Genomic DNA, 16,010 nt, shown 5'->3' on the forward strand with positions numbered 1-16,010 from the left:
GACGAGGGGGCGGCGGGCCGCCCCCTCGCTGTATTCCGTCCTAGCGCACGGCGCCCGAGACGATGGCGGTGTGGGCGTTACGGTTGCGGGCCCAGGCCTCTTCGTTGGAGCCGGCGGCGATCGGGCGTTCCTTGCCGTAGCTGATGGTGTCGATACGGCCGGCGGAGACGCCGCGCTCGACCAGATAGCTGCGCACCGATTCAGCGCGGCGGGCGCCGAGGGCCAGGTTGTATTCGCGGGTGCCGCGTTCGTCGGCATTGCCCTCGATGCGGATGGTCACGCCCGGATAGCGCTGCAGCCAGGCCACCTGCGCGTCCATGCGGGGATAGGCTTCGGAACGGATCGCATAGCTGTCGAGGTCGAAATAGACGCGGTCGCCGACATTGACGACGAAGTCCTGTTCCGAGCCGGGCGCGGCGGCGCCGATGGCGCCGCCCGAAACCGGACCGGCGCTGTTGTCGGTGTACTGGTCGTTCCCGGCGGGCGGAACGGTGTTGCCGGCGCCGCTGTCAGCCGGCGTGCGCGGGGTGCAGGCGGCGATCGCGGTCACGGCCAGGCCGACGGCGGCCAGACGGACGAGGGTCGAGGGCTTCATCATCGGGTCGTCTCCTTGAATGGGGGCCGAAGCCTCCAGCTTGGCTGTACAGGGTTGCTACTGACGCGCCAGCGGTTTCGCCAGTCGCGATAACGCGGGTTTGAGCCGAAAGGCTCCTTTTTATCAGGTGGGGCAGCCGTCCGGGCCGCCGCCGCCGAGGTTGGCGGGCTGTTCGTCGAGAAGGGGCGACCAGGCCGGGTCGGTGCCGCGACCCGGATAGCCGGCCTGGGAGACCACCCGGCCTGACAGGTCCACGGTCCACAGGCGCGTATCGCCGCCCGGCGACTGGCGCGCGAACATGATGTAGCGGCCATTCGGGGCCCAGGACGGCCCCTCCTCGAAATAGCTGGACGACAGGATGCGCTCGCCCGAGCCGTCGGTGGCCATGACTCCGGTCGAGAAGCGGCCGCCGCCCTGTTTGGTGAAGGCGATCAGGTCGCCGCGCGGGCTCCAGTTCGGAGCGGTATAGAGGCCGCCGCCGCGCGAAATGGGCCGCTGGCCCGTGCCGTCGGCCCGCATCGTGTAGAGCCGGGCGCTGCCCGACCGGTCCGAGGTGAAGACGATCTGGCTGTTGTCGGGGCTGAAGGAGGGCGAGGTGTCGATGCCCGGGTCGCTGGTCAGGCGGCGCAGATTGCGGCTGGCCAGGTCCATCACATAGACGTCCGTATTGCCGCCCCGGATGATCGAAAAGGCCATTTTCGAGCCGTCGTTGGAAAAACGCGGGGCCAGCACCTGGCCATCGAACTCGCCCAGGCTTTCGCGTCTGCCGGTCGACAGGTTGAACAGATAGATGCGGCTGTAGTCCCGGCCCAGCGCCACATAGGTGATCTCATTGGGGTCGTTCAGCGAGAAACGGGGCGACATGATCACCTCGTCGCCCTGGGTCAGATAGACGGGGTTGAAGCCGTCCTGATCCGAGATGGCGAGGCGCGACAACCGGTTTAGCTGGGTGCCGCTCTCCGAGACGAAGACCACGCGGCTGTCGAACAGACCGCTCTCGCCGGTCATGCGCTGATAGATCAGGTCGGCGATCTTGTGGCCGATGCGGCGCCACTGCTCGGGCGTGGCGGTGAACTGGTACGAAGCCAGCTGGCACTGGCGATAGGGGTCGTAGAGCCGGAAGCCGAAGTCGTTGCGGCCGTCGGGCCGGGGCGTCACCGCGCCGTACAGCACCGCCTGGGCGCCGATCGAGGTCCACTGGGGGAAGTTGGGGGCGTTGGCCAGCGTCAGCCCGGTCTCCACGAAGCCGGCCGGGTCCATCGGCTCGAAATAGCCTGAGCGGCGCAGGTCGGCGCGGATCACCCCGCCCAGATCGGCGCCGTTCTGGCCGTTGAAATTGACGACGGCGATCTGCATCGGCCGCAGAACGCCCTGATCGATCTCGACCTCGACCGGATCGCCGGATGGCTGCGGCGCCGGAGGCGTCTGGGCGGTGGCCGTGCTCACCGTCATCGCCAGAATGGCGACACTCGCCAGAAGTCGGTTCAGACGCATCAAGGGCTCCCGCAAGTTCAATCTTCGCCGGTCCTTATCGCCAGACCGTGCGCAGAAGGCCAGCATGGCCGTGAATGGGGCGACTTTCAGGCCCTGTCACGCTTTGTCAGGTTCCGCGGCATGGTCGTTACCGTCCCCGGCACGCGCGTTCGGTGATGAAGGTGGGCCTGAAGCGACCACCGGGGAAGCCCGTCGGAACGTCGAAGGGCGCTGTCTGGCGAATCGCCCGGACCGCGCCGTCGGCGGCGGCGCGCCATACAGGGTCAGAACGAGCGCCGATCAAGGTCGGACCGGCCGTGATCCGACCCTGCTCGTCGAGAGTCACATCCATCTGGATGCGCAGATCGTCCGCCCCGGGAATGTCGCAGGGCAGGGTCCAGTTCGGATAGACCTGGTTGAAGATCGCCGTGATCTGCGGCCCGGTCGCCTGGGACGCTGATCCTGCGCCGGTCTGTCCCGTCGGCGGCCGCGGCCCTGGACGCGGGCCGGGCCGGGGCGGACCCGCCAGTGAGTCGAGATCCAGCGTGGGCTCGCGCGGCGGGGTCGGGCGCGGCGGTTGCGGCCGGGGCGGCGGAGCGGGGCGCGGTGGCGTCGGACGCGGAGGCGTCGCCTTCTTGACCGGCGCGGGGGTCGGCAGCGGTGGAACGGGCTCGGGCGGAACCGGCTCGGGCGGCGTCGGGGCGACCGGCGCCGTTGAGGCGTCCTCGGTGACCAGTTCGTCGTCCGGATTGTCGGCGGCGGCGGCCTCGATGATCGTGTCGGAGATGATCGACACCGGCACGGCGGTTTCGACGTTCATCGGCTCACGTGTGAAGCCGAGCAGGCCGTAGCCCAACACGCCCAGAACCACCGCCGCGTGGACGGCGATCGATGCAGCGAGGGAGGAACCGGGCCTCTCCAAGCTGTCAGCCCTCCTCGTCCGTCGCGGCTTCGCCGGCCGTGTCGGTGATCAGGTTCAGCCTGGTGAAACCGGCCGAGGACAGCCGCGCCATGACGCGGGCCACAGCCTGATAGGGCGCCCGGCCGTCGCCGCGCACGGACACCGGCTTTTCGCGGGCGTCATCGCCGCCTTCCTGGGCTACGGTCAGCACAAGACGGTCGAAGCTGACCTCGCGCTCGCCGACATAGATGGCCCCGTCGCGCTTGATCGAGATGATCACCGGATCGTCGGAGGCGTCGACCGCGCTGGCGTCCGTCTTGGGCAGTTCAACCGGCACGGCCACGTTCAGCAGCGGCGCCGAGATCATGAAGATGATCAGCAGCACCAGCATCACATCGACCAGCGGCGTGACGTTGATTTCGCTCAGAGGCCGTTTACGCGGCCGCCTGCGCCCCCGGACGTGTCCGCCGCCACCGCCTCCTGCGAGGGCCATGCTCAGAGCTCCCGGGTGGGCTGCGGCGCGGGGCTGGACGGCCCGCCGAGACGGCGCGCCACGGCAGCCTGCAGATCGTCGGCGAAGCTTTCCAGACGGCCGGTGAACTTGCCCGCGTCGATCGAGAATTTGTTGTAGGCGATATAGGCCGGAATGGCGGCGGCCAGGCCGAGGGCGGTGGCGAACAGGGCCTCGGCGATGGCCGGAGCCACGGTGGTCAGATTGGTGTTGCCCGACGAGGCGATGGCCCCGAAGGCGTTCATGATGCCCCAGACCGTCCCGAACAGGCCGATGAAGGGCGAGGACGTCGCCACCACCGACAGTACGCCCAGACCGTTCTCGACCCGCTGGCCCTCGCGGGCGATCAGGCTGTCCAGCGCGCGGTCGATGCGCGACATCAGCAGATTGGCCTGGTTCTCGGTCAGCGGCCCGCGGGTGCGCGCCTCGCGCCAGTCGGTCAGGGCGATGACCAGCATGCGCGGCAGCGGATGCACCGGATTCGGCCCGGCCTGGGCGGCGATGTCCTCCAGCGACCGGCCCGAACCGACGGCGTCTTCAAAGGTGTTGGCCTGGCTGTTCAGCGCGCTGAAACGCATGGCCTTGTCGATGATCACGGCCCAGGACCACAGCGAGGCGATCGTCAGGCCGATCATGATCGCCTGCACGACGATATCGGCCTCCATGAACAGGGCTACCGGGTTCATCATCGAGGCTTCGGCGGCGGTGGTCATTCAGGCGTCCTTCCGTCTGTCCGTCCACTGTGCACCGGACGGGCGTGGCCGTTGTGTGGCGGTATGAGCCGGGTCTAGCGAGGTGTAGCCGCGACGTCACCTGTCTGCACGTGACAGGCGGGCGAAATGGTCAAGCTTCGCGCGCCAGCCACGGCCCGATCTTGTCCCGCAAGGCCTGCGTCGGCCGGCGCGGCCGCCCGTCCATATGGATGCAGACCACCTCGACCTCGGCCCGGCACAGCAGGTCGTCGTCGCGGGTGATGGCCTGGGAGATCAGCAGGCGTGGCCCCTTCACGGCGTCATAGTGGGTGCGCACCACGAGCTGGTCGTCGATCCGCGCGGGTTTGAGGAAGATCAGCCCCATCTTCGAGACCACGAAGGCCATCGGCCGGTCGCCGTCCAGCAGTTCGGCGTGGCCGATCCCCATCAGCCGCAGGCAGTCGGACCGCCCGCGCTCGAAATAGCGGAGATAGTTGGCGTGGTAGACCAGGCCGGTGAAATCGGTGTCCTCGTAATAGACCCGGACCGGCAACCGGTGCTCGCGCCCCTCGAAGCGGCCGGCGGTGGGGGTGTCGGTCATGGCCGGGTCACGACCGGCCGGTTGGTCGGCGGTTCCGGGAAATCGGGGCAGTCGGCGCTCATCATGGCGCGGAACTCGCCGTTCAGAGGATCATGGCTCAGAAGCATGCGATTGGGGCGCGAGATGAAGCCGACGGCCCGTCCGCCCCGTTCGGCGGCGATATAGCCGCAGACCACCCGGCCCCGGCCCGGCTCGATCAGCTGGACCTCGGCGTTTCGCCCCAGTTGCTCACGCGCCTGACGCAGCACGCGGCGCGAGGCCGGCTCCTCGGTGAAGCCTCCACCCGAACCCCGGGTGACGAACCACAGCGCCAGCGCGCCCAGAACGATCACCGCCACGCCCAGCACGGCGATCAGTCTGTCGGTTGGTATCGCCCGTCGCGCCATGCGGCCTCCCTGAAGCGCGACCATGCCGGGGTTCGGGCGGCAGGTGAAGCCCGGCGATGGATTGGAGCCCGGGAACACGGATGCTAAACCGTGGGTCTTCGAACGGGAGGGGAACCATGCGACACAACGCTCTGGCCTTGGCTCTGGTCCTGACGCTGGGGACAGCCGTCCCGCTGCAGGCGCAGACGCCGACCCCCGCTCCGGCCGCCGCTCCCGCGCCATCGACGCTGCAGGAGGCGATCCCGGTCATCGACGCGGCCTTTGACCGCTGGCAGGCCAACGCCCATGCGCCGGGCCTCGTCTATGGCGTGGTGCAGGACGGCCGCATCATCCACCTGCGGACAGCGGGCGTCCGCACGGTCGACGGTGCCGCCGTGACGCCCGACACCCTGTTCCGCATCGCCTCCATGTCCAAGGCCTTCACCGCCCTGGCGGTCCTCAAGCTGCGTGACGAGGGCAGGCTCTCCCTCGACGATCTGGCTGAGACCCATGTGCCGGAGATGGCGGGCTGGAGCTATCTCACCGCCGATTCGCCGCGCATCCGGGTCCGCGACCTGCTCAACCACACCGGCGGTCTTGTCACCGACGACCCATGGGGCGACCGGCAGCAGGTCATCACTGAGGCCGAGTTCACCCGCATGCTGCGCGACGGCGTGCCCTTCACCCGCGCGCCGCAGACGGCGTTCGAATATTCCAATTTCGGCTACGCCCTGCTCGGCCGGATCGTCACCAACGTCTCGGGTCGGCCGTACAACGACTATATCGAGACAGAGATCATGCGGCCGCTGGGCATGACCTCCAGCGGCTATGACGTCTTCGCTTCGCCACAGGACCGCCGGGCGCTCGGCTACCGCTGGGAGAACGACGCCTGGTCGCTCGAGCCCGACATGCGGCATGGCGTCTTCGGCTCCATGGGAGGGGTCCAGACCAGCGCCGAGGACTACGCCCGCTGGATCACCTTCCTGCTGTCTGCCTGGCCCGCCCGCGATGGCCCCGAGACCGGCCCGGTCCGCCGCTCGACCGTGCGGGAAATGGCCCAGGGCTCGAATTTCGCCTCGCCGCGCAACCGCACCGACGCAGACGGCCAGCCCTGCCCCGGCGCCGGCGCCTACGGCATGGGTCTGCAGGCCAACACCGACTGCGAGCTCGGGACCTGGCTGGCGCATGGCGGCGGCTATCCCGGCTACGGCTCCTACATGATCCTGCTGCCGGACCGTCGGACCGGCCTCTTCGCCTTCTCCAACCGCACCTACGCCGGGCCGTCCGGACCGCTGACGGAAGCCGCCCTGACGCTCGTCCGGGGCGGCCTGGCGCCGGTCCGTCCGCTCGTGGCCAGCGACATCCTGACCGAACGCTACGCCGACCTCGGCCGCATCTGGGCCGCGGGAGACGTGTCCGTCGCCGGCGACCGGCTGGCGATGAATGTCCTCATGGATCGTTCGGTGGAGAACTGGCGCACCGTGCTGGGCGTGCTCAAGGCCGACGCCGGGGCCTGCGCCGCCGATGCGCCGATCACCCCCACGGGCGGCCTTTCCGGGACGTTCCGCTGGACCTGCGACAAGGGCGTGATCGAGGGCCGCCTGTTGCTGGCCCCGACGACGCCGGTCACGATCCAGGCCCTGAATTTCCGCTTCACACCGACGCCTCAATAGAGGTGCTCAGGCGGCGTGCTTCTTCCGGGCCGCTTCTGTCAGGGCGTCGGCCATACGCTCCCGCCAGTCCTCACCTTCCTCGGCGAAGGCCTGAATCGTCGCCGCAGGCAGCTTGAGCGCCACCTCGCTGGCGCCGGTCAGGCGAGCGTATGCCGCAGCCGACAGCACTTCGCGAGCCGGACGCATTCGGGCGATGTCCCGGTCTGTCAGTTCGGGGTTGTCCGGATCATCAATGGGGTCAGCGACTGAGTTCGTCATACTTTGCAACCTCGCGCGGGTTGGCCCGGCGCAGACTGATGATGCGGGTGATCCCATCCCGCTCGGTAAAGACGACCACATGAACGCGATCGTCGATCGGAAGGTAAGCATACCATCGGACCTCGCCGTAGTCTTGTCGGTCATCCATGGCGATATAAGCCGCCGTCCAGTCTCCCATCTCTGCCTGTGCGAGAAACAGCCCATGCTTGGCGCGATTGATCGCGTCCTTTTCCGGATCGAACGACACCCTCACTCGAACAATCCGACCTGACCCGCTCCCGCCGGCTTGGGCGGCTCCACCAGACCGAGGTGGGCATAGGCCCTCGCGCACGCCATCCGGCCGCGCGGCGTGCGCTGGATGAAGCCCTGTTGCAGCAGATAGGGCTCGATCACGTCCTCGACCGAGTCGCGCGCCTCGGCGATGGCGGCGGCCAGGGTGTCCATGCCGACCGGCCCGCCGCCATAGTTCTCGATCAGGGCCTTGAGGAAGCGGCGGTCCAGACTGTCCAGCCCGGCCTCGTCGACCTCCAGCCGGCTCAGCGCCCGCGCCGCCGCCAGCCGGTCGATGACCGGCGAGCCCTCGGCCTCGGCGAAGTCGCGGACCCGGCGCAGCAGCCGCCCCGCCACGCGCGGCGTGCCCCGCGACCGGCTGGCGATCTCGCGCGCGCCCTCATCGTTCACCGCCACGCCCAGCTTGCGCGCCGCCCCGGTGATGACCCGGACCAGCTCCTCGGGCGTGTAGAACTCCAGCCGCAACGGAATGCCGAACCGGTCCCTCAGCGGCGTGGCCAGCAGCCCCGCCCGCGTCGTCGCCCCGACCAGGGTGAAGGGCGCCAGATCGATCCGCACCGACCGCGCCGACGGCCCCTCGCCGATGATCAGGTCCAGCACATGGTCTTCCATGGCCGGATAAAGGATCTCCTCGACCGTGGGGGCCAGCCGGTGGATCTCGTCGATGAACAGCACGTCGCGCGGTTCGAGATTGGTCAGGATGGCCGCCAGATCGCCGGCCTTGGCCAGGATCGGGCCGGAAGTGGCGCGGAAGCCGACGCCGAGCTCGCGCGCCACGATCTGCGCCAGGGTCGTCTTGCCCAGTCCGGGCGGGCCGAACAGCAGGACGTGGTCCAGCGATTCCCCTCGCCCCCGAGCGGCGTCGATGAAGACCTTGAGATTGCCCTTGGCCTGCTCCTGGCCGACGAATTCCGACAGGGTCTGGGGCCGCAGGGCGCGGTCGTGACCCTCGCCGGGGGCGGGGGCGGCATCCACCAGTCTGTCCTCACTCATCCCCACACCCGCTCATCCCGGCGAAAGCCGGGACCCAGTTCTGTCCAGCCTGACGCCGGTGTTTCAGGACGACCGTTCCGCTGGCAGGGCCAAAGGCTCCATCACCCAAAGCCCTGGGTCCCGGCGTTCGCCGGGATGAGCGGATGAGGGAAATCACCGTCCCAGCTCCTGCAGGGCCGCGCGGATCACCGCCGACAGATCGGCCTCATCGCCCAGCCGGATCAAGGCCTGATCAACGGCGCGGCGGGCGTTGACCTCGGCCACGCCCAGACCCAGCAAGGCGGAGACGGCCTCGCCCGTGACGCTGGGCGCCGGCGGAGCCAGCTCGGCGTGAACCCCGGCGGCCGAGGGCGTGAACGACGCGTCCCCCAGCGGCTTGCCCTTCAGCTCGGTGACGATGCGCAGCGCCAATTTCGGCCCGACGCCGTTGGCGCGGGCCACCGCAGCCTTGTCCTCACGCGCCACCGCCGCCGCCAGCTCTCTGGGCGGCAGGACGTCCAGCACCGACAGCGCCGCCTTGGGCCCTACGCCCTGGATGGCCGTCAGGGTGGTGAAGGCGCGGCGTTCGTCGCGGGTCAGGAAGCCGTACAGCCGCGGACCGCTCTCGGCGTTCCAGCTCGACTCGATATGCAGGGTGGCCTCGTCGCCGGGCGCCGGCAGCCGGCCCAGGGTCCGCGCCCCGCACGCCACCACATAGCCCACGCCCGCGCAGTCGATCAGGCAGTGGTCCGCCTCGACCTCGGCCAGCACGCCTCTGAGGCGGCCGATCATGCCGCCCCCCGCAGCGTCGCCAGCAAGGCCCGCTTGCGCATCTGGGCATGGGTTATCGCCACGGCCAGGGCGTCGGCGGCGTCGGCCTTCACATCCCCGGCCGCCGGCAGCAGCCGCTTCACCATGAAGGCGATCTGGGTCTTGTCGGCATGGCCGGCGCCGACCACGGCCTTCTTGATCAGGTTTGGCGAATACTCCGCCACGCTCAGCCCGTGCCGCGCCGGAGCCAGCATCACCGCCGCGCGGGCATGGCCCAGCTTCAGCGTCGAGACCGGGTTCATATTGACGAACACCTCCTCGATCGCCGCCTCGTCGCAGCCCTGGTCGATACAGACCTGGCCCACGGCCTCAAGCAGGAACAGCAGCCGCTCGCTGAACGGCGCGGTCTCTGGCGGGCTGATGACGCCATGGGCGATCCAGCGCAGACGCGATCCTTCCGCCGCCACCACGCCCCAGCCGGTGCGGCGCAGACCAGGGTCCAGCCCAAGGATTCGAGTCGTTTCGTTCGTCATTCGTTCCATTCATGCCTCAAACGAGGTTGACGAACAATGACCGGCCGTCACTCCTCGCGCGGCAGTATGGAGAAGCCCGCGAGGCCGGGCTCGGCGCCGAGTTGGGCCACCAGACCGTCGACATCGATCGGCACGTGTCCCTTCACCTTGAGATGGTGCTCGTGGATGGCGCCGTCGAGGCTCATCACATGGCCAAGCCGCACCACCTTCACCCCCTTGCCGCGCAGCAGGTCGCGAACGGCCAGTCCGCTGGGGGCGTCGCCGCGCTTCCAGCGCAAGGTCACATCCATCACCCCGACGTGCGGCAGCTTGGCGTCCAGCAGGCGCAACGCGGCCAGCACCCCCAGGGTCGCGCCGGAGCCGATCAGCGCCAGTTCCATCATCCCCACGCCGTACAGCACGCCGATGGCCGAGGTGACCCATAGCGACGCCGCCGTGGTCAGGCCATGCACTGAAAATCCCTCGCGGAAGATCACCCCCGCGCAGAGGAAGCCGATGCCGGTCAGCAGGCCATGCGACATCCGCGTCGGGTCGATCACCACCGTCTGCCCGGCCAGGGCGGTAAAGGCCCAGGTCGACTGTTGCATGGCCGCCAGCATCAGCAGGCAGGAGGTCAGACACACGAGGATATGCGTGCGGAACCCGGCCGGATGGCCGTGATAGGTCCGCTCGACCCCGATCAGCCCGCCGGCCGTCATGGCCGCCAGGACCGGCCACACCAGATCCCAATTCATTTGTGTAAATCGCTCCGCTAACTGACGAATCTTCAGCCTAGTCCCGGCGAAGCGTATCGATCAAGGACCAGAGCGAAATTGGCCTTGGTGGACGCAGTCCGCCAAGGCTCAGATTTCGCTCCAGCATAGTTCCGGACCATTTTTTGGATTCAGGTCGAATCGACCTGAAGCAAATGGTCTGGTGATCTATTCCGTGGTCTTGCCGTCGAAATGTTCCTCCTTCGCCTCGGCCTCGGCCCTGGTGGCCCGGACCACGCCATCGTGGTGCTCGGGCGGGCCGTAGAGGGTGTAGAGGGTCAGGGGCGCGTCGCCGGTGTTGATCACATTGTGCCGGGCGCCGGCGGGCACGATGACGGCGTCGTCGTCCTTGATCGGGGTGCGCTTCCCGTCGATCAGCACCTCGCCCGCGCCGGATTCAATGCGGAAGAACTGATCGTGGTCCTCGTGGACCTCCTCGCCGATCTCCTCGCCCGGCTGCAGGGCCATCAGCACCAGCTGCAGATATTTGCCGGTGTAGAGCACGCGCCGAAAGTCGGTGTTCGCGGTGGTCAGGGTCTCGATGTTGTCGATGAAGCCTTGCATGGGAAATCCTTGGGGAGGGGACGAGAGGGTCGGTGAGATCGGCATTCCGATGGCGCGGATCAGGCCGGCGCACTGGCCGCCGACATCCGCCCCACGTCACGGCAACGGTTGTGCGGGCCTGCCGTTCCGCTGTCGCCTGCTGCGCGCGGGATCTGGTGAAGGTCTGCGCCGGCCGGTGCAGAGGCGCCTCGGAACCGGAGTCGGGGGACGCGCATTCAGGAACAACGGAGACCGACGTTATGCCTGAGGCCACCGACATTCGACTGTCCGGGCGCGGCCTGCACCCGAGCCATTTCGCCGCCCTGCGGACGGAAATTCTGCGGACTGGCGCAGAGCTGTCGCACGAGCAACTGCTTGATCTCACCGACGCACTGCACAGCCTGATCCGCCTGCGACGCCCCGGACGGCCGATCCGGCGCGATGAGGCCTGGGTCGATTACGAGCCCCGCACCTTTGCCTGAGTTTCGTCAGCCGGCGTATTTCGCCAGGTCTTCGTCCGAAATGTCCTCGTTCGAATAGACGTTCTGCACGTCATCCTCGGCGTCGAGCGCGTCGAGCAGCTTCATCAGCGTGCCGACCGCCTCGCCGGTGACCGGGACCTCGGTTTGCGGGCGCCAGACCAGGGCGGTGGACTTGGCGTCGCCGAGGATTTTCGACAGGGCCTCGGCCACCTCATTGAGATCCTCGAAGGTGGTCCAGATGGTGTGGCCCGGCGCCTCCTCATAGATGTCGGGCTTGACCAGATCGCTCTCGACGTCCTGGGCGCCGGCCTCGATGGCGGCCTCCATGATCGCGTCCTCGCTGCCGGCCTCGGCGGGGTAGATAATCCGGCCGACGCGGTTCCACATGAAGGCGACCGAGTTCATCTCGCCCAGCGCCCCGCCGTTCTTGGTGAAGCATGAGCGGATGTTGGAATTGGCGCGGTTGCGGTTGTCGGTCAGCGCCTCAACGATAATGCCCACGCCGCCCGGACCCCGGCCCTCGTAGCGGACCTCTTCCATCGTATCGACGTCGCCGCCCGCCGCCTTGTTGATGGCCCGCTGGATCACATCGCGCGGCAGGCTCTCGGCCTTGGCGTTGTTGACGGCCAGGCGCAGGCGCGGGTTCATGTTGATGTCCGGCATGCCCAGCTTGGCCGCCACGGTGATGTCGCGCGACAGTTTGGAGAACAGCTTGGACCGCACCGCATCGGCGCGTCCCTTGCGGTGCATGATGTTCTTGTATTTGGAATGGCCGGCCATGAAGATCTCTTGATGTGCGCTGACTCTCGCGATGCGGTCGCTCGATGGTTGAGCGCCGACCCGCACGGTGGAGCCGGGCATCTAGCCGATGGCGGCGAGACTGTCACGACACAGGAACCGCAAGGCTGGCGGGGCATTCCGCAAGCGAACCCGCCGGAGCCCGATCCATGACCGTCGAAGACGTCCTCTATGACGCCGAAGCCTATGCCGACGATGATCTGGACAACGCCGACATCGTCGAATGGTACGAGGCCCGCCCCGTCACCGTCCCGACCGCCGTCGCCACCGGCGCCATCGTCGCCGCCTTCGCCCTCGGCGTGCTGACCGCGGTGGGCGCGCTGGCGCTTATGGGCCGGCTGGACGACTAGGCTACAGCAATGGGGCGGCGCGTTGTGGCCTTGGCCGGTGGCGGCTGACGCGCCAGCTTAGAGGCACGCAAACGTTAGCCGGCATCGTAGCCCGTCGGGCTCGTAGTCGAGCTTCAGAGCACCGCCGGCCTGGGCGAAGCCGGCCCGAAAGAGTTTTGAACCGAAGCCGGCGCGCCGCGGCGGCGTCACCGGCGGGCCCTGCAGCTCCTTCCAGGTCAGGATCACCGCGTGTGGAGCGCTGGACCAGGCGAGGTGCAGCCGCCCTCTCGGCACGGAGAGAGAGCCATATTTGGTGGCGTTGGTGGCAAGCTCATTGAGCAGCAGGGCCAGGACCACCGCTACGCTGGAGTCCACCTTCACGTCGGGCGTCGCGTCCGTCGCGTCCGTCGCGTCCGTCGCGTCCAACTTATCAGCGATGTCGTACGGGGCGAGTATGTTGTCGACAAGAAGCGGCAGGGGGGTCGGCTGTCCGTGCTCCCTGAGCAGCAGGTCTTGCGCGCGGGCCAAGGCCTGCAGCCTGTCGATCAGCTTATGCTCGAACTCGGCCACCGTTGGCGCGTAGCGAGCCGTCTGATGCGCCAGGGCCTGAGCCATGGTCAGCACATTCATCACCCGGTGCTGGTACTCCCGGCTCACCACGGCCAGTTCGCTGGCAAGTCTGGCCTCGCGTCGAAGCGCGGCGCTCATCGTCCCGGCGACCAGCACGATCAAGCCGGACACCAGCAGGAAGAGGACCAGATTCCATAGATGGCTGTCGCGAATCTCCAGGTGCGACGCGCCGAAACTCCAGTTGGCGGCCAATCCGCCCAGCACCGCAGCCAGAGCGCCGGCCGTCCGACCCCCGACGACGGCTGAAAGCAGCACGGCCGCAATGAAGATCAGGTAAGGCGCATTTGTCCCGAGAAGGCTCTCGGCGCTCGCACGGCCCGCGCCCGCCACCAAGGTTAGGCCGATGGCCAGCAGCATGCCCCACCACCACCTCAGCGGCCGCGTGGGCGTTAAGGTACTGAGAAACATTCTTTCCCCCGTCGCCGGTGACGCCAAAGTGTACTCGCGAGGGGGAGCGTTAAGGTTGATTAATATCAATAAGGAAAATGATCGTATCGAGTGTGGATGCGCCGCCAGTCCTTGAGCCGGCCGAACATGTTCTCGATCCTGTGTCGCTGGCGATAGAGCGTCTTGTCGTAGTCGATCGAGGCCTTGCGCCTGGCTCTGGGCGGGATGCAGGGTTCGATGCCTCGGGCGATCAGGACGGCCCGGAACCAGTCGGCGTCGCATACGGCGTGCAGCTTGGAGTTCAGCCCACCCCTGGTGCGCCCGATACGTCGGGGAACATCCTCTTTTTAAGCAGACTGGCTGCGGTTCGGTGGGCCTTGAGGTGAGTTGCGTCGATCATCAGCCGATCCGGCTTGGGATCCTTGCCCGACAGTTCCACGAAGATGTGGTTGAATACGCCCAGCCGGCTCCAGCGGATGAAGCGGTTGTAGATGGTCTTGGAGGGCCCGTAGGCCGGGGGCGCATCACGCCAGCGAAGGCCGTTCCTGATCACGAAGATGATGCCTGAGATCACCCGCCGGTCGTCCATGCGAGGTAGGCCGTGCGACAGCGGAAAATACGGCTCGATCCGGCGCATCTGCGCGTCGGTCAACCAGAACAGATCACTCATGGCGGCTTCCTCCTGCCGCCAGTGAATCAGATCAAGCCCGCGCCGTGAATCCCTTTAATGGGTCCTGATCCTAGGTCTTTAGCGACTCCAGAAACCCCCGCATCTTGTCATCCACCGGCACCGGGCGCTTGGTCTCGCGGTCGACATAGACGTGAACGAAATAGCCCACCGCCGCCGCCTCTTCCTCATTGTTGCGGAACAGGCCGATCTCGTAGCGGACCGAAGACGTGCCGACGTGGGCCACCCGCACCCCGGCCTGGATCTCGTCCGGGAAGGCGGTCGGCGAGAAATAGCGGCAGCCCGTTTCGACCACGAGGCCGATGGTCTTGCCCCCGTGGATGTCGATGACCCCGTTGACGACCAGCAGCCGGTTCACCGCCGTGTCGAACCACGAATAATAGACGACGTTGTTCACATGGCCGTAGACGTCATTGTCCATCCAGCGCGTCGAGATGGCCTGGAACCGGCGATAGTCGCCCCGCTTCGTCCGTTCGATGGTTCCGGTCATGAAGTCTCCCTTTGTGCGCTAACGCTCGCGACGCGGTCGCTCGCTGCTTGAGCAAGTTTTGATTTCGCGCGTCTCGGCGCGCTTGTCGTCAGCCTTGGGCTTGGCGGACGCGGCGTCAAGCGCCTAGCCTCGCCGATATGAAGACCACCGCCGCCGTTCTCAGGACCATGGGCGCCGCCCGCCCCTATGCCGACAGCCGGCCGCTGTCGCTCGAGACGGTGACGCTCGATCCGCCCGGCCGGGACGAGGTGCTGGTGGCGGTCAAGGCGGCGGGCCTCTGCCATTCGGACCTCAGTGTCATCAACGGCGACCGGCCCCGGCCCCTGCCGATGGCGCTGGGCCATGAGGCGGCGGGGGTGGTCGAGGCGCTCGGCCCCGGCGTGACCGATCTCGAGATCGGCGACCACGTCGTCATGGTCTTCATGCCCAGCTGCGGCCACTGCGATCCCTGCGCCGGCGGACGCCCCGCCCTGTGCGAGCCCGGCGCGGCGGCCAACGGCAAGGGCGAGCTGCTGGCCGGCGGGCGGCGCCTGCATGACGACGCCGGCGACCTCAACCACCACCTCGGCTGTTCGGCCTTCGCGGCGCATGCCGTCGTCTCGCGCCGGTCGCTGGTGAAGGTCGACCGCGACCTGCCGTTCGAGCACGCTGCCCTGTTCGGCTGCGCGGTGCTGACCGGGGTCGGGGCGGTGGTCAATACGGCGCAGGTCAAGGCCGGCCAGAGCGTGGCGGTGATCGGCCTTGGCGGCGTCGGCCTGTCGTCGGTGCTGGGCGCGCTGGCGGCGGGAGCCGGGCCGGTGATCGCCGTGGACATCAGCGAGGACAAGCTGGCCCTCGCCCGCTCCCTCGGCCCGGTCCAGACCGTCAACGCCGCCGCACCCGACGCCATCGAGCAGGTCCGCGCCCTGACCGGCGGCGGGGCGGAGTTCACATTCGAGATGGCCGGCTCGATCGCGGCGCTGGAGGCGGCGTGGCGGATGACCCGGCGCGGCGGGACCACGGTCACCGCCGGCCTGCCCCCGCCCGAGGCCGCGCTGGCGGTCAATGTGGTCCAGCTGGTGGCCGAGGAGCGGAGCCTGAAGGGATCGTACATCGGGACCTGCGTCCCCTCCCGCGACATCCCCCGCTATGTCGCCCTGTTCCGGCAGGGGCGGCTGCCCGTCGACCGGCTGCTGAGCGGGACGATCGGGCTGGAGGACATCAACGCCGCCTTCGACGATCTGGCCGAGGGGCGGACCGTCCGGACCGTCATCCGGTTCTAGCGCGCCGCTCCCC

The 16,010-nt window shown here is 68.1% G+C and carries 21 protein-coding genes and 1 pseudogene; 4 read left to right on the top strand and 18 right to left on the bottom strand.

The window, feature by feature from the left end; all coding sequences use genetic code 11:
- Positions 1-40 precede the first annotated feature (40 nt).
- The 7 genes from pal to ACTIEW_RS06835 all read right to left on the bottom strand — a co-directional run bounded on the left by pal (position 41) and on the right by ACTIEW_RS06835 (position 5,159).
- A complete protein-coding gene (gene pal, locus ACTIEW_RS06805; protein WP_439477292.1) occupies positions 41-595 on the bottom strand; it encodes a peptidoglycan-associated lipoprotein Pal in 555 nt (184 codons plus the stop codon).
- Positions 596-718: 123 nt separating this feature from the next.
- Positions 719-2,089: a Tol-Pal system beta propeller repeat protein TolB gene (gene tolB, locus ACTIEW_RS06810; protein WP_439477150.1), complete on the bottom strand. Its 1,371-nt coding sequence runs from the start codon at positions 2,087-2,089 to the stop codon at positions 719-721.
- A 127-nt stretch (positions 2,090-2,216) separates the two neighbouring features.
- Positions 2,217-2,990: a hypothetical protein gene (locus ACTIEW_RS06815; RefSeq protein ID WP_439477151.1), complete on the bottom strand. Its 774-nt coding sequence runs from the start codon at positions 2,988-2,990 to the stop codon at positions 2,217-2,219.
- A 4-nt stretch (positions 2,991-2,994) separates the two neighbouring features.
- Positions 2,995-3,462, bottom strand: a complete 468-nt coding sequence (locus ACTIEW_RS06820) for an ExbD/TolR family protein (RefSeq protein WP_439477152.1) — start codon at positions 3,460-3,462, stop codon at positions 2,995-2,997.
- Between the two features lie 2 nt (positions 3,463-3,464).
- Positions 3,465-4,193, bottom strand: a complete 729-nt coding sequence (gene tolQ, locus ACTIEW_RS06825) for a protein TolQ (RefSeq protein WP_439477153.1) — start codon at positions 4,191-4,193, stop codon at positions 3,465-3,467.
- Positions 4,194-4,323: 130 nt separating this feature from the next.
- On the bottom strand, positions 4,324-4,773 hold the full coding sequence (gene ybgC / locus ACTIEW_RS06830) for a tol-pal system-associated acyl-CoA thioesterase (protein WP_439477154.1): 450 nt from the start codon (positions 4,771-4,773) through the stop codon (positions 4,324-4,326).
- Positions 4,770-5,159, bottom strand: coding sequence for a hypothetical protein (locus tag ACTIEW_RS06835; RefSeq protein WP_439477155.1), 390 nt, complete (start codon positions 5,157-5,159; stop codon positions 4,770-4,772). Before ACTIEW_RS06835 ends, ybgC begins: the two co-directional genes overlap by 4 nt.
- Positions 5,160-5,275: 116 nt before the next feature.
- On the opposite strand from ACTIEW_RS06835, the gene ACTIEW_RS06840 reads away from it, so the two are divergent.
- Positions 5,276-6,811, top strand: a complete 1,536-nt coding sequence (locus tag ACTIEW_RS06840) for a serine hydrolase domain-containing protein (RefSeq protein ID WP_439477156.1) — start codon at positions 5,276-5,278, stop codon at positions 6,809-6,811.
- 6 nt (positions 6,812-6,817) lie between these two features.
- On the opposite strand, the gene ACTIEW_RS06845 is transcribed toward ACTIEW_RS06840, so the two are convergent.
- The 7 genes from ACTIEW_RS06845 to ACTIEW_RS06875 form a co-directional block, all read right to left on the bottom strand.
- Complete coding sequence (locus tag ACTIEW_RS06845; protein WP_439477157.1) at positions 6,818-7,069, bottom strand: BrnA antitoxin family protein; 252 nt, start codon at positions 7,067-7,069, stop codon at positions 6,818-6,820.
- Entirely contained in the window at positions 7,050-7,322 is a 273-nt protein-coding gene (locus tag ACTIEW_RS06850; protein WP_439477158.1) for a BrnT family toxin, read from the bottom strand. Before ACTIEW_RS06850 ends, ACTIEW_RS06845 begins: the two co-directional genes overlap by 20 nt.
- Positions 7,319-8,353, bottom strand: a complete 1,035-nt coding sequence (ruvB, locus tag ACTIEW_RS06855; RefSeq protein WP_439477159.1) for a Holliday junction branch migration DNA helicase RuvB — start codon at positions 8,351-8,353, stop codon at positions 7,319-7,321. Before ruvB ends, ACTIEW_RS06850 begins: the two co-directional genes overlap by 4 nt.
- Positions 8,354-8,506: 153 nt before the next feature.
- Positions 8,507-9,124, bottom strand: a complete 618-nt coding sequence (gene ruvA, locus ACTIEW_RS06860) for a Holliday junction branch migration protein RuvA (RefSeq protein ID WP_439477160.1) — start codon at positions 9,122-9,124, stop codon at positions 8,507-8,509.
- The gene (ruvC, locus tag ACTIEW_RS06865) at positions 9,121-9,636 is read right to left on the bottom strand and encodes a crossover junction endodeoxyribonuclease RuvC (RefSeq protein ID WP_439477161.1); all 516 of its coding nucleotides are present in this window, start codon (positions 9,634-9,636) and stop codon (positions 9,121-9,123) included. The genes ruvA and ruvC overlap by 4 nt, the downstream gene beginning before the upstream one ends.
- Before the next feature lie 47 nt (positions 9,637-9,683).
- On the bottom strand, positions 9,684-10,370 hold the full coding sequence (locus ACTIEW_RS06870) for an MgtC/SapB family protein (protein WP_439477162.1): 687 nt from the start codon (positions 10,368-10,370) through the stop codon (positions 9,684-9,686).
- Positions 10,371-10,556: 186 nt separating this feature from the next.
- Positions 10,557-10,952 (bottom strand): cupin domain-containing protein, encoded by a 396-nt coding sequence (locus ACTIEW_RS06875; RefSeq protein WP_439477163.1) that lies wholly within the window; start codon positions 10,950-10,952, stop codon positions 10,557-10,559.
- Positions 10,953-11,191: 239 nt separating this feature from the next.
- Between ACTIEW_RS06875 and ACTIEW_RS06880 the strand changes: the two genes are divergently transcribed.
- A complete protein-coding gene (locus ACTIEW_RS06880; protein ID WP_439477164.1) occupies positions 11,192-11,413 on the top strand; it encodes a hypothetical protein in 222 nt (73 codons plus the stop codon).
- Positions 11,414-11,419: 6 nt separating this feature from the next.
- Here the strand turns inward: ACTIEW_RS06880 and ACTIEW_RS06885 are convergent, their stop codons facing one another.
- Complete coding sequence (locus tag ACTIEW_RS06885) at positions 11,420-12,193, bottom strand: YebC/PmpR family DNA-binding transcriptional regulator (protein WP_439477165.1); 774 nt, start codon at positions 12,191-12,193, stop codon at positions 11,420-11,422.
- Positions 12,194-12,360: 167 nt separating this feature from the next.
- Here ACTIEW_RS06885 and ACTIEW_RS06890 point away from each other — a divergent pair, with 167 nt between their 5' ends.
- Positions 12,361-12,561, top strand: a complete 201-nt coding sequence (locus ACTIEW_RS06890) for a hypothetical protein (RefSeq protein ID WP_439477166.1) — start codon at positions 12,361-12,363, stop codon at positions 12,559-12,561.
- A 57-nt stretch (positions 12,562-12,618) separates the two neighbouring features.
- Here ACTIEW_RS06890 and ACTIEW_RS06895 read toward each other — a convergent pair whose 3' ends face one another.
- The 3 genes and pseudogenes from ACTIEW_RS06895 to ACTIEW_RS06905 form a co-directional block, all read right to left on the bottom strand.
- A complete protein-coding gene (locus ACTIEW_RS06895) occupies positions 12,619-13,527 on the bottom strand; it encodes a sensor histidine kinase (RefSeq protein WP_439477167.1) in 909 nt (302 codons plus the stop codon).
- A gap of 116 nt (positions 13,528-13,643) precedes the next feature.
- Positions 13,644-14,227 (bottom strand): annotated as a pseudogene (locus ACTIEW_RS06900) (IS5 family transposase).
- A gap of 70 nt (positions 14,228-14,297) precedes the next feature.
- Positions 14,298-14,735 (bottom strand): acyl-CoA thioesterase, encoded by a 438-nt coding sequence (locus ACTIEW_RS06905; protein WP_439477168.1) that lies wholly within the window; start codon positions 14,733-14,735, stop codon positions 14,298-14,300.
- A 137-nt stretch (positions 14,736-14,872) separates the two neighbouring features.
- Between ACTIEW_RS06905 and ACTIEW_RS06910 the strand changes: the two genes are divergently transcribed.
- The gene (locus ACTIEW_RS06910; RefSeq protein WP_439477169.1) at positions 14,873-15,997 is read left to right on the top strand and encodes a zinc-dependent alcohol dehydrogenase family protein; all 1,125 of its coding nucleotides are present in this window, start codon (positions 14,873-14,875) and stop codon (positions 15,995-15,997) included.
- Positions 15,998-16,010: the final 13 nt, after the last annotated feature.

The sequence above is a fragment of the Brevundimonas sp. genome (assembly GCF_051860745.1).
In the GTDB taxonomy this organism is placed as follows: Bacteria; Pseudomonadota; Alphaproteobacteria; order Caulobacterales; family Caulobacteraceae; genus Brevundimonas.